This is a genomic window from Streptomyces sp. NPDC057638, from assembly GCF_042800315.1.
Classification (GTDB): Bacteria; Actinomycetota; Actinomycetes; order Streptomycetales; family Streptomycetaceae; genus Streptomyces.
Genome location: NZ_JBHVHF010000265.1, coordinates 1 through 11,586, shown reverse-complemented (window position 1 = coordinate 11,586; position 11,586 = coordinate 1). Strand labels below are relative to the sequence as shown.

Sequence of the window (11,586 nt, the reverse complement as noted above, 5' to 3'; positions counted from 1 at the left end):
ACCGTGCTCTTGAGGCCGTCGGGGGTGTCGTCGGCGATGGCGCGGCCCTGGTCGATGACGGTGATCCGGGAGGCGAGCTTGTCGGCCTCCTCCAGGTACTGGGTGGTCAGCAGCACTGTCGTACCGCCCTCGACCAGCGAACGGATCGCCGCCCACACCTCGCCGCGGCCGCGCGGGTCGAGTCCGGTCGTCGGCTCGTCCAGGAAGAGGACATCCGGCGCGAGGATCATCGAGGCGGCGAGGTCGAGCCTGCGGCGCATCCCGCCGCTGTAGCCGCCGACGCCCTTGTCGGCGGCCTCCACCAGGTCGAACCGTTCCAGCAGTTCGACCGCGCGCACGGCGGCCCGGCGGCGGCCGAGGTGGAAGAGGCGGCCGAACAGCTCCAGGTTCTGACGTCCGCTCAGGATCTCGTCCACCGCCGCGTACTGGCCGGTCAGCCCGATCCGGGAGCGGACGCGGCGCGGGTCGCGCCGCACATCGGTCCCGGCGACGCGGGCCTGGCCGCCGTCGAGCCGGAGCAGGGTCGCCAGGGCGCGGACGGCCGTGGTCTTCCCGGCGCCGTTGGGGCCGAGCAGCCCGTGGACCGTGCCCCGGCGGACGGCGAGGTCGAAGCGGTCCAGGGCGCGTTTCTCCCCGTAGCGCTTCTCCAGCGCTTGGGCGTGGATGGCGTACTCGGTCGTCATGGGACCCCCCGGAACAAGAACTGGGTACGGCGTACGGGGATGAGAGTACACTGTACCCAGTTCCTGTTCGAGGGAGATCCGAAAGAGACGGCCTAGGGTGAGGCCATGAGCAGTGAGACCAGCGGCACCGGAGACACCACCCGCAGCCTGGAGCTGCTCTGGGACACCGGGGAACGCCCCACCCGGGGGCCCAAGCCCGCCCTCACCCTCGACCGGATCGTCACCACCGCTGTCGGGATCGCCGACACCGAGGGGCTCGCCGCCGTCTCCATGCGGCGGCTCTCCACCGCGCTCGGGACCGGCACCATGACGCTCTACCGCTATGTGCCCGGCAAGGCCGAGCTGCTCGATCTGATGCTGGACCGGGTCAATGACGTCGAATCCCTCGGCAGGACCGAGGCCGAGATCGAGGCGTCCGGCCGGGACTGGCGCGACGCCGTGCGCTCACTCGCCCAGGGCTATCTCGACCTCAACCGGCGCCACCCCTGGCTGCTCAAGGTCAACCAGGCCCGGTCGGTGCTCGGCCCCCGGGCGCTGCGCTCGTTCGACCTCGCCCTGGCGGCGATGCGGGGACTGGGGACGGGGCTGCGGGACCCCGAGCTGATCTCGCTGATCCTCTCCGTGCAGGCGCTGGCGCAGGGCGTGGCGCGGATGGAGAACGACTCCCGGGAGGTGGTGGAGGCCACGGGGGTCACGGACGAGGAGTTCTGGAAGGCGCAGGAGCCGTTCCTGGTCCGGGCGATGGAGTCCGGGCGGTACCCGAGGGTCGCGGCGCTCGGGGAGGACACCTTCACCGAGGACTTCGACCATCTGGAGTTCGGCATCACGCTGCTCGTGGGCGGTCTTGAGGCGGTGCTGGCGGCGCGCGGCGGCGCGGCCGGTCCGGGGAGCTGAGCCGAGCCATGGAGGGGGGCACGTCCGTACGGAGACGGGCGGGCCACCCCCGCCGCCCCTCCCGCCGCCCCTCCCGCCGCAGGGCCCGTCGCTCAGCCGCGTGAGCGGGACTTCCGGGCCAGCCACAGCACGGCCAGGCCCGCCAGCCCCAGCAGGACCACACCCCCGGTCAGGGTCGAGCGGTCGCCGTCCTCCTCCCCCGGGGACGCGGACGCCCCGGACGCCCGCTTGGCGTCGGTCTTCGGGCCCGAGCCCTGGACCTCCACCCGCTTGACCTCCGAGCGCTCCCCCTCCGTACCGAACATCACCGCCGAACCGTCCGTCGTGTACGTCACGGACTCCGACTGCGGCTGCAACGGCCCCCGCACCCGGTGGTCGGCGCCGAGCCGCCCGTCCTTCCACTCGTACCGCCGGGCGCTGAAGTACGAGCGCAGCACCAGGTCATGGCCGTTGGGCGAGAAGGCGCCGTCCGTCACCCACGGCACGTCACCGATCTTGCGGAAGGTGTTCTTCCCGGTGGCGGAGAGCTTCTGGGGGCCCTCGTAGAGGCCGCCGCCCTCCTCCTCCTTGGAGGCGATGTAGGCGCGGCCGGTCACCGGATGGATCATCAGCGACTCGGCGTTGCGGGGGCCGTCGGCGTACATGACCGTGTACTGCGTCGCCCGGACCGTCATATCCCGCAGTTCCTTGGGCTCCGGGAAGGCGTAGATCCACACATGCGGCCAGGTGCCGTTCTTGTTGTCGCCGATGTCGCCGACGTACAGCCGTCCGTCGGGGCCGATGGAGATCGCCTCCATGTCCCGGGGCTCACCGATGCCCCGGAAGGTGACCGTGGCCACCGTCTTCCCGCTCTTGGCGTCGACGGCGAAGACCCGGGGCTGGTCCTGGTCGTTGTGCGTCCAGTAGACCCCCGGATGGGTGCGGCTGGCGGCGAGGCCGCTGGACTCCGTGATCCGGGGGTCCTCCAGGGTGAACCCGCCCTCGTCGGCGGTGGCGGGCGTGGCGCCGAACAGGACCAGGGCGGCGGCGCCGATGACGTACGGGTACGAACGCATGCCCCCAGCCTGCCATCCCGGCGGCCGGAACCCCTCGCGCGGCGGCGCTGCCGGGGCCCGGAGGGCCGTCCGCCATCATGACGGCATGCGTTTTCTCTTCGTCGGCGACAGCATGACCGTGGGCGGTGCCGGCGAGCACACCTGGCGGTACCGGATGTGGCGCCATCTGGAGCGGACCCTCGGCGTCCCGTACGAGATCACCGGCCCGCGCACCGCGCTCCACGACCCCGCCACCGGGCGGGACGACTCCCACGCCTACGCCGCCGCCTTCCCGCCCGCCCACCGCCGCCACTTGGCGGGCTGGGGTCAGGGCTGGCTGCATATGGCGCCGGTGATCGGCGAGACGGTGACCGCGCACCGCGCGGACGTGCTGCTCGTCTCGCTCGGCCTGATCGACCTCGGGTTCTACACCGACAGCGGGCAGACGGCGGCGAACGTCCGCGCGTTCCTCCGCGCCGCGCGGGCGGCGAACCCGGGCGTACGGATGGTGCTGCTGCCGGTGATCCCGAACGTCCGCGCCCGCACCGACGCCCCGTTCGCGGCGGAGTGCGCGCGCTTCAACGAACTCCTGGCGAAGACGGTCGCGGACCTGGACTCGGCCGCCTCGCCGCTGCTGCTGGCGTCGGTCCCGGAGTCGTACGCGCTGGACGAGGACACCTACGACGGCACCCATCCGGGGCCCTCGGGCGAGCACAAGCTGGCGGAGGCGTTCGCGACGGCGATGTGGCAGGCGTGGGGGTGGGGCGGGCCCTACGAAGGTCAGGAGGGCGCCCGGTAGGTGACCCGGTCCAGGCCGTACCAGTCCGCCACACACCCGGCGGGCCACGTCTTGCGCCCGCTGTCGCCGAAGGGCTCCAGCATCCGGCCGACCGGGGTCGGGGTGTACGGCAGCGACCGGGCGCCCCGGGCCGCGCCCGCGCGCAAGGTGGCGTCCTGGCGGTCCCAGAGCGCCGCCCGCGCCTCCATCCGGGTGCCGAGCGCGGCGAGCGGGACAGCCATGCCCGCCCCTGTGACGAGGATCAGAGCGACCGCGACAGCGGCAGCAGGGCGGGCGCCGGGGCCATGGCGGCGCAGCCGGCGGCCGAGGAGGGCGCCCGCGCCCAGCAGCACCAGGACGTACAGCAGCAGATAGTCGTTCCAGGTGCGCTCGGCGGTCACCACGCGCGGCCCGAAGACGGGATAGGTGATCAGGGTGCACAGATACCCGGAGAGCAGCACCGCGCCCGCGCCCAGGCCCACCAGCCGGCGGGCGGACGGCGGCGACGGGACCCGGGCGGGCGGACCGGCGAGCCCGGCGGGCGATCCAGGGACCCGGGCGGGCGGACCGGGCGGCGCGAGGTCGACGGATCCCGCGCACCCGGGGAACCGGGCGGGCGGACCGGGCCGGGGCTGGCGCGCGAGCAGGCCCAGCAGGACGCCCACGCCCAGCGCCCCCAGGTACTGCCACTGGAGCAGCACCCGCCCCAGCACCTCCAGATAGCCGGTGAACGCGCCGCCGAGCGCGTCCGGCGCCAGCAGCGACGTACCGTCAGCGCCGAAGCGGGCCCGGCGGCGGCGTGAGCCCGGACTCGTCACCAGGACGAGGGTGCCCAGGGCCAGCCCGGCCGTCGAGGCCAGCGCCCAGAACGTCAGCGGCCGGCGGGCGCGGGCGGTGGTGTGACGGCGGGCGAGGAGCAGCGCGGCGGCCAGCGTCACCAGCGCGACGACGGTGGTCTCCTCCGAGAGCGTGCCGAGGAAGACCCCGGCGGTGAACGCGGTCACGGCCGCCGCCACCGGGCGCCCCCACAGCAGCGGCAGTACCGCCGCGAGCGCGAACACCGGGGCGAGGGTGTGCGAGACGGACCCGGCGGGCCAGTAGAGCGTCTTGTAGGTGTTGGCGCTCGCGAGCAGGAAGACGGCGGTGACGCCCGCCGCCGCCAGCAGCGGCCCGCCGCGCGGCAGCACCCGCCCCAGCCGCCGGTCCGCCGCCACGGCGAGCGCCCACAGCAGACCGAGTACGACGACCACACTGACCGGCCCGTACCACGGGTGCCCGGCGAGCCCGTGGCGCGCGTAGAGGCCGACGAGCAGACCGTTGCCGATCCGTCCGTTGTCCCGCCCGTAGAACTTCTCCACCATCCCGGCGATCCCGTGGTCCCGGGTATGCGGCAGGAAACACCAGTCGTCGCCGCTGGGGCGGACGTACGGGGCGTAGGAGCAGGCCAGCGCCAGCAGCGCCAGCGGCAGGACACACAGGGCGGCGGTGAGCGGGACGGTACGGCGGGGCGGCCGGGTGGTGGTCCGTACCGCCGGGGCGGCACCCCGGGCGGAAGCGGGCTGCCTCACCACCGCTTCTCGCCGAGCCGGGGCGCCACCGGGCGGCGGGCGGAGGCGCCCTCCTCGGGGCCGCCGCCGGTCTCGCGCACCACGTAGTGCGGGCGCCGCTTGGTCTCGTGGTAGATCCGGCCCACGTACTCCCCCACGATCCCGAGCGTGGCGATCTGCACCCCGCTCAGCCCGACGATCACCGCGATCAGCGTGGCGTAGCCGGGGGTCTCCACCCCGTCGGTGACGACGTTGACGACGATCCAGAGCGCGTAGGCGAGCGCGGAGACGAAGAGCCAGAGCCCGGTGTGGACGGCGAGCCGCAGGGGGCGGCTGTTGAAGGAGAGCAGCCCGTCGATGCCGTAGTTGACCAGCCGTCGGCCACCCCACTTGGAGCGCCCGGCGGCGCGCTGGACGTTCTCGTACGGAAAGCCGACGGTGTCGAAGCCGATCCACGAGAAGAGCCCCTTGGAGAACCGGTTGCTCTCGGGGAGGGCGAGCAGCGCGTCCACCGCGCGCCGCGACAGCAGCCGGAAGTCCCCCTCGCCGTCGGCGATCTCCACCTCGGCGCAGCGGCGCACCAGCCGGTAGTAGAGCTGGCTGAGCGCGGTACGGATCACCCCGTCCCCGGCCCGGTCCCGGCGGGCGACGACCTGGTCATGGCCGCCCCGGTACAGCTCCACCATCCGGGGCACCAGCGCGGGCGGATGCTGGAGGTCGGCGTCCATGACGACCACCGCGTCCCCGGCCGCCATCCGCAGCCCGGCCAGCATGGCGGACTCCTTGCCGAAGTTCCGGCTGAAGGCGGTGTAGCGCGCCCGGGGGTCGGCGGCGGCGATCCGCCGCAGCGCGGCCCGGGTGCCGTCGTCGCTCCCGTCGTCCACGTAACAGATCTCGAACTCGACGCCGGAACGTTCCAGCACCCCGGTCAGCGTGGCGTGGAAGGCATCGATGACCTCGCTCTCGTTGAAGCACGGCACGACGAGGGAGAGCTCGGGCATCGCGCTTCCCTCCCGTCGGCCGGTGGCGTGCTGACAGCTGATCCGATGAAGGATCAGCCCCCTGGTGCGCGGGCGGACCCGCGGCGCGCCGGGGAGGCGGGGAGGTCACCGGGTTGGGGGTGCGGGGCCGCGCGCCCGTCCGGAACGTGTCCGAACGCGTGTGCCGATCGTTGGGGACTGCGGCTGTCCGCCCGTCCGACGCGGCAGCCGGAAGGAAGACACGGTGACCACTCTCCACGGCAGGGCCGAGATGAACGCCAGCAGCGACGCGGAGCTGCTGGACGCGATGTTCCAGCAGGTCGAGCCCACCCCCGAGGGCTTCAGGACCGAGATCGTCCGGGGGGCGTACTTCATGGCACCGCAGACCGACACACACTGGCAGATCATCCATCGGCTCGTCCGCGCCCTGGAAGACCGCTTCAGTCCGAAGGTCCGGGTGATGTCCGATGTACGGATCGACTTCCCCGGCCATCTGAACGGGTTCGCGCCGGACATCGCCAAGCTCAGGGACGGCGCCGGAACGGACGGCGCGGGCCGCTTACGCCATGAGGACGTCGAGTTCATCGCCGAGGTGATCTCCGAGTCCACCGCCGCCAACGACTACGGACCCAAGAAGGCCGCCTACGCCACCGCCGAGGTCCCCGCCTATCTCATCGTCGACCCCTACGCCCAGAAGTGGCGCCTTTTCACCCTCCCCCGCGACGGCGAGTACCGCGACGAGCTGACCGGGAAGTTCGGCGAGCCCGTCGACCTCACCGGCACCCCCGTAGACCTCGTCCTCGCCACCGACGAGTTCCCCGTCGACTGACCCGGTCCCGTCGAAACGCCGCAGCACCCTGCGGGGCGCAACCGAATAGGTGTGCCTATCGTTGAAGACGGCGGCTGCCCGCATGCCGAATGCGGCAGCGGGGAGGAGCGCCACTGATGACTGTTCTCTTCGACAGGATCGAGATGGCCGGAGCCGACGACAGCGCCACGCTGGACGAGATCTTCGCGTCGCTGGAGAAACTGCCCGTCCCCGAGGGATACAAGGTCGAGGTCATCGGGGGAACCGTCGTCATGTCACCTCAGCGGCAGAGTCACTGGGAGATCATCGCAACGATCTTCGAGCAGTTACGCGTCCGGTATCCGAGGAAGCGCACCGCGTCCGATGTGCGGATCGACTTCCCCGGCCATCTGAACGGGTTCGCGTGTGACCTGGTGGCGTTCGCGGAGGGGGCCGCCAAGGACGCCCACAGCCGGTGGCACTACGCGCAGATCGAGTTCGTCATGGAGGTCATCTCCGAGTCCACCGCCGCCAACGACTACGGACCCAAGAAGGACGGCTACGCCACCGCCGAGGTCCCGGTCTATCTCATCGTCGACCCCTACACCCAGACGTGGCACCTCCACACGCTCCCCCGGGACGGCGCGTACCGGGGCGGCACGCGGGGCAAGTTCGGCGAGCCCGTCGATCTCACCGGCACCCCGGTGGAACTCGTCCTCGCCACGGACGAGTTCCCCGTCGACTGACCCCGTTCGGCTGCCCCGGTTCCACCGGCCCCGTTCGCCTGACCCCGTTCGCCCGAACGCCCGGAATCTTCTTGCTTCGAGCACGCTCCAGCGCGTTGGGTGGTCGTTCATGGAGTACACGCAGCTCGGCCGTACGGGCCTCAAGGTCAGCCGACTCGTCCTCGGGACGATGAACTTCGGACCGCACACCAGCGAGACGGACAGTCACGCGATCATGGACGCGGCGCTCGGCGCCGGAGTCAACTTCTTCGACACCGCCAATGTCTACGGGATCGACCCCAAGGGCCGGACCGAGGAGATCATCGGGCGCTGGTTCGCCCAGGGCGGGGGCCGCCGGGACAAGGTGGTGCTCGCCACCAAGGTGTACGCGCCCATGGGCACCGAGACGCCCACCTGGCCCAACCATGAGCGGCTCTCCGCGCTGAACATCCGCCGGGCGGTGGAGGCCAGCCTCAAGCGGCTCCAGACCGACCACATCGATCTGTACCAGTTCCACCACATCGACCGGAACACCCCGGTCGAGGAGATCTGGCAGGCCGTCGACACCCTGGTCCAGCAGGGCAAGATCCTCTACGCGGGTTCCTCCAACTTCCCCGGCTGGAAGATCGCCCAGATGAACGAGACCGCGCGGGTGCGGGGCTCGTACGGGCTGGTCAGTGAGCAGTGTCTGTACAACCTGTACGAGCGGCGCGCCGAGATGGAGGTGATCCCGGCGGCCCAGCAGTACGGGCTCGGGGTGATCCCGTGGTCGCCGCTGCACGGCGGGCTGCTCGGCGGGATCCTCAAAAAGCAGGAGCAGGGCGGGCGCCGGGCGGGCGGGATGGCCGCCGAGCGGATCAAGGAGACCGCCGTCCGCGAGCGGATCCAGGCGTACGAGGAACTGCTGGACCGGCACGGTCTGCCGCCCGGCGAGGTGGCGCTGGCCTGGCTGCTGACCCGGCCGGGCGTCACCGGCCCGATCGTGGGGCCGCGTACGGCGGAGCAGCTCGCGGGCGCGGTACGGGCGCTGGAGCTGGAGCTGAGCGGTGAGCTGCTGGCGGAGCTGGACGAGATCTTCCCGCCGGTGGGGGCGTCGCCGGAGGCGTTCGCCTGGTAGGTCTTCCGGGGGCCGGGCCGCCGGTTCTTCCGGCGGCCGGACCGGTGGGCGGCGCCGCTCAGCGGGTCCACCGGCGGCCGGGCCGGTGGTTCCCCGGCGGCCGGACCGGGGAGCGGCGGGCTCAGCCCGAGACGTAGGCGGCGACGAGGATCACCGTCATCAGCACCAGCACACCGGCCATGATCTTGTTACGGGAGTTGGCGTTCACCCGACGAGGTTAACGCGCCCGCCCGCCCGGCCCCCGCACGGGTCGCCCGCTGTCCACCCGTACACATCCGTGTCAGGACGGGCCGAGAGGCCAGCGGGAGACCAGCTCGTAGCGGGGCCGGGCGCCCGGGACGCCGTCCGTGGGGAGGTTGCTGCGGACCAGGCAGAGCTCCGTCACCTCCCAGGAGCCGCCCTCGAAGGTGTGCAGCTCCTCCACGAACGGCCGCAGCGGGGTGTCCGCCCGGTTGCGGGCGACGGTCAGATGGGCGGTGTAGCGGCGGTGCTCCCCCATGGGCACCCCGGCCCGCCGCGCCGCCGCCTCCGAGCGCTCCGCGAGCAGCCGCAGCTGCGAGATGCCCCCGGCCGCGCCGACCCACAGGGCCCGGCCGCCGAACTGGCCGCCGCCCCGCAGCCGCAGCCGGAACGGCTCGCCGCGCCGGGCGGCCCGGCCGAGGCGTTCCTGGAGGTCGGGCAGGAGCGCCGCGTCGGTCTCGCCCATGAAGGCGAGGGTGAAGTGCCAGTTGGCGCGGCCGGTCCAGCGCAGTCCGTCGGCGCCGGGCAGGGCGCGGGCCCGGTCGAGCGCCCGGGAGAGTTCGGCCCGGGCGTCCTCGGGGGGCAGGACGGCGGCAAAGATTCTCATGGCGCGAGTCTCACCCACCGCCGCCCACGGCGGGGACCGGTCATCCGATCGGGGCCGGGAGTCGACGGCGGGGGGCGGGAGACAGCGGCGGAGGGCGGGAGACGACGACGGCGGGGGGCGGGAGACGACGGCGGGGGGCCGGGGCCCGAGTCCCGGGCCTCGCCCCCCGTCGCGCTCTCGCGCTGTCAGTTCACCGTCGTCAGCGGCTCCGGCTCACGCGTCCGCTGGCGCGGGACGAACGCCACCCGCCTGTGCCCCTTCCGCAGGTCCACCCGCAGCCGCAGGCCGCCCGAGCGGGCCAGCATCACCGCGACACCCAGCGCGGCCAGAAGCGAGACCAGCCCGCCCGAGGCGAAGCCGACCCGGGGCCCGTAGGTGTCGGTGATCCAGCCGACAAGGGGCGCGCCCAGGGGCGTACCGCCGAAGAACACCATCATGTAGAGGCTCATCACCCGGCCCCGGACGGCCGGATCGGACGCCATCTGGACGCTGGCGTTGGCGGTGACGTTGACCGTGAGGCCGAACATCCCGATCGGCACCAGCAGCGCCGCGAAGAGCCACAGATGCGGGGCGAACGCGGTGACGACCTCCAGGATCCCGAAGAGCGCCGCCGCGCCGACCAGGACCCTCAGCCGGGAGGTGCCCCGGCGGGCGGCGAGCAGGGCGCCCGCCAGGGAGCCCACCGCCATCAGGGTGTTCAGCAGGCCGTAGGTGCCCGCGTCCGCGTGGTAGACGTCCTGGACGAAGGCGGCGAGGAAGATCGGGAAGTTGAAGCCGAAGGTGCCGACGAAGCCGACCAGGACGATCGGCCAGATCAGCTCCGGGTGGGCGGAGACATAGCGCAGCCCCTCCCGCAGCTGGCCCTTGCCGCGTGGCGTCCGCTCGGTGCGGTGCAGTTCGGCGGGGCGCATCAGCAGCAGCGAGACGATGGGCGCCAGGAAGGAGAGCCCGTTGAAGAGGAAGGCGTAGCCGCTGCCGACGGCGGTGATCAGCACACCGGCGGCGGCCGGACCCACCAGCCGGGCGCTCTGGAAGTTGGCGGAGTTGAGACTGACGGCGTTGGCGAGCTGCTCCGGGCCGACCATCTCGTGGACGAAGGTCTGCCGGGCGGGGTTGTCCACCACGGTGACCATCCCGACCGCGAAGGCCGTGAGGTAGACGTGCCAGACCTGGACCTCACCGCTGAGGGTGAGTACGGCCAGGGCGACTCCGGTGAGCGCCATGGCCGACTGGGTGGCCAGCAGCAGCGGGCGCTTCGGCAGCCGGTCGGCGAGCACCCCTCCGTACAGGCCGAAGAGCAGCATCGGCAGGAACTGGAGGGCGATGGTGATGCCCACCGCGGAGGCGGAGCCGGTGAGCGTGAGCACCAGCCAGTCCTGGGCGATGCGCTGCATCCAGGTGCCCGTGTTGGAGACGACCTGGCCGAGGGCGAAGAGACGGTAGTTACGGATGCGAAGAGAGCTGAAGGTGGATATCGAGGTGGACGGTGCGGGTGCGGAGGGTGCTCCGGGTCCCGTACGCAAAAGGGTTCGCCTCCTTCGGTGGTGCCGTTACAGGTGGGCGAGCTTCTCCAGGACGGGAGCGGCGGCGCGCAGCCTGGCCCACTCGTCCTCGTCGAGTCCCTCGGCGAGCTGGGCCAGCCAGGCGTTCCGCTTGCGGCGGCTCTCTTCGAGCATGACTTCGGCCCGCTCGGTCTGGCTGACGACCTTCTGCCTGCGGTCGTCGGGGTGAGGCTCTAGCCGGACCAGGCCCTTGGCCTCCAGCAGCGCCACGATCCGGGTCATGGACGGCGGCTGCACATGCTCCTTGCGGGCGAGCTCGCCGGGGGTGGCCGAGCCACAGCGGGCGAGCGTGCCGAGCACGGACATCTCGGTGGGGCTCAGCGACTCGTCCACGCGCTGGTGCTTCAGCCGTCTGCCGAGGCGCATCACGGCGGAGCGCAGGGCGGCGATGGCGGCGTCGTCGGTGATGGCGTCGGCGGCGACACGGGAGGCGTCCGCGGTGACGTGCGGGTCACCGCTGCCGGGTTGGTCAGACATGTTCTTTAGCATAACTCATTACCCTGCCTAAAGACCACCGGATTCCGCGGTCGCGCGGACGGGTGGCATGGGAGGCACGGGAGGTGAGGGGCGCGGTGGTGGGGGGACGCCCCGCGCACCCCGCAGACGCGAATGAGCGCCCGAGCCGTCGGGCT

The 11,586-nt window shown here is 72.4% G+C and carries 12 protein-coding genes; 5 read left to right on the top strand and 7 right to left on the bottom strand.

What is annotated here, in order from left to right; genetic code table 11:
• On the bottom strand, positions 1 to 683 hold a 683-nt coding region (locus tag ACFVIM_RS27285; protein WP_384306487.1), incomplete at its 3' end, for an ATP-binding cassette domain-containing protein.
• 105 nt (positions 684 to 788) lie between these two features.
• On the opposite strand from ACFVIM_RS27285, the gene ACFVIM_RS27280 reads away from it, so the two are divergent.
• Positions 789 to 1,577, top strand: a complete 789-nt coding sequence (locus tag ACFVIM_RS27280) for a TetR/AcrR family transcriptional regulator C-terminal domain-containing protein (RefSeq protein ID WP_384306485.1) — start codon at positions 789 to 791, stop codon at positions 1,575 to 1,577.
• A gap of 92 nt (positions 1,578 to 1,669) precedes the next feature.
• Here ACFVIM_RS27280 and ACFVIM_RS27275 read toward each other — a convergent pair whose 3' ends face one another.
• A complete protein-coding gene (locus ACFVIM_RS27275) occupies positions 1,670 to 2,632 on the bottom strand; it encodes a WD40 repeat domain-containing protein (protein ID WP_384306482.1) in 963 nt (320 codons plus the stop codon).
• Between the two features lie 85 nt (positions 2,633 to 2,717).
• On the opposite strand from ACFVIM_RS27275, the gene ACFVIM_RS27270 reads away from it, so the two are divergent.
• On the top strand, positions 2,718 to 3,410 hold the full coding sequence (locus ACFVIM_RS27270; RefSeq protein WP_384306479.1) for a GDSL-type esterase/lipase family protein: 693 nt from the start codon (positions 2,718 to 2,720) through the stop codon (positions 3,408 to 3,410).
• Here the strand turns inward: ACFVIM_RS27270 and ACFVIM_RS27265 are convergent.
• Together ACFVIM_RS27265 and ACFVIM_RS27260 are read right to left on the bottom strand one after the other, a co-directional pair.
• A complete protein-coding gene (locus tag ACFVIM_RS27265) occupies positions 3,392 to 4,957 on the bottom strand; it encodes a DUF6056 family protein (protein ID WP_384306476.1) in 1,566 nt (521 codons plus the stop codon). The two genes, ACFVIM_RS27270 and ACFVIM_RS27265, sit on opposite strands and share 19 nt — an antisense overlap.
• Positions 4,954 to 5,937 carry a glycosyltransferase family 2 protein gene (locus ACFVIM_RS27260; RefSeq protein ID WP_384306474.1) on the bottom strand — a complete coding sequence of 328 codons (984 nt, stop codon included), beginning with the start codon at positions 5,935 to 5,937 and terminating at the stop codon, positions 4,954 to 4,956. Before ACFVIM_RS27260 ends, ACFVIM_RS27265 begins: the two co-directional genes overlap by 4 nt.
• A 223-nt stretch (positions 5,938 to 6,160) precedes the next feature.
• On the opposite strand from ACFVIM_RS27260, the gene ACFVIM_RS27255 reads away from it, so the two are divergent.
• The 3 genes from ACFVIM_RS27255 (at position 6,161) to ACFVIM_RS27245 (ending at position 8,545) form a co-directional block, all read left to right on the top strand.
• Positions 6,161 to 6,745, top strand: a complete 585-nt coding sequence (locus ACFVIM_RS27255) for a Uma2 family endonuclease (protein ID WP_384306472.1) — start codon at positions 6,161 to 6,163, stop codon at positions 6,743 to 6,745.
• Between the two features lie 116 nt (positions 6,746 to 6,861).
• Positions 6,862 to 7,449, top strand: a complete 588-nt coding sequence (locus ACFVIM_RS27250; protein WP_384306469.1) for a Uma2 family endonuclease — start codon at positions 6,862 to 6,864, stop codon at positions 7,447 to 7,449.
• A gap of 109 nt (positions 7,450 to 7,558) precedes the next feature.
• A complete protein-coding gene (locus ACFVIM_RS27245; RefSeq protein ID WP_384306467.1) occupies positions 7,559 to 8,545 on the top strand; it encodes an aldo/keto reductase in 987 nt (328 codons plus the stop codon).
• A gap of 280 nt (positions 8,546 to 8,825) precedes the next feature.
• On the opposite strand, the gene thpR is transcribed toward ACFVIM_RS27245, so the two are convergent.
• From thpR to ACFVIM_RS27230, 3 genes are all read right to left on the bottom strand, one after another.
• Entirely contained in the window at positions 8,826 to 9,392 is a 567-nt protein-coding gene (gene thpR / locus ACFVIM_RS27240) for an RNA 2',3'-cyclic phosphodiesterase (protein WP_384306464.1), read from the bottom strand.
• Between the two features lie 185 nt (positions 9,393 to 9,577).
• Positions 9,578 to 10,915, bottom strand: a complete 1,338-nt coding sequence (locus ACFVIM_RS27235) for an MFS transporter (RefSeq protein ID WP_384306461.1) — start codon at positions 10,913 to 10,915, stop codon at positions 9,578 to 9,580.
• A gap of 27 nt (positions 10,916 to 10,942) precedes the next feature.
• On the bottom strand, positions 10,943 to 11,320 hold the full coding sequence (locus tag ACFVIM_RS27230) for a MarR family winged helix-turn-helix transcriptional regulator (protein WP_384306490.1): 378 nt from the start codon (positions 11,318 to 11,320) through the stop codon (positions 10,943 to 10,945).
• Positions 11,321 to 11,586 lie beyond the last annotated feature (266 nt).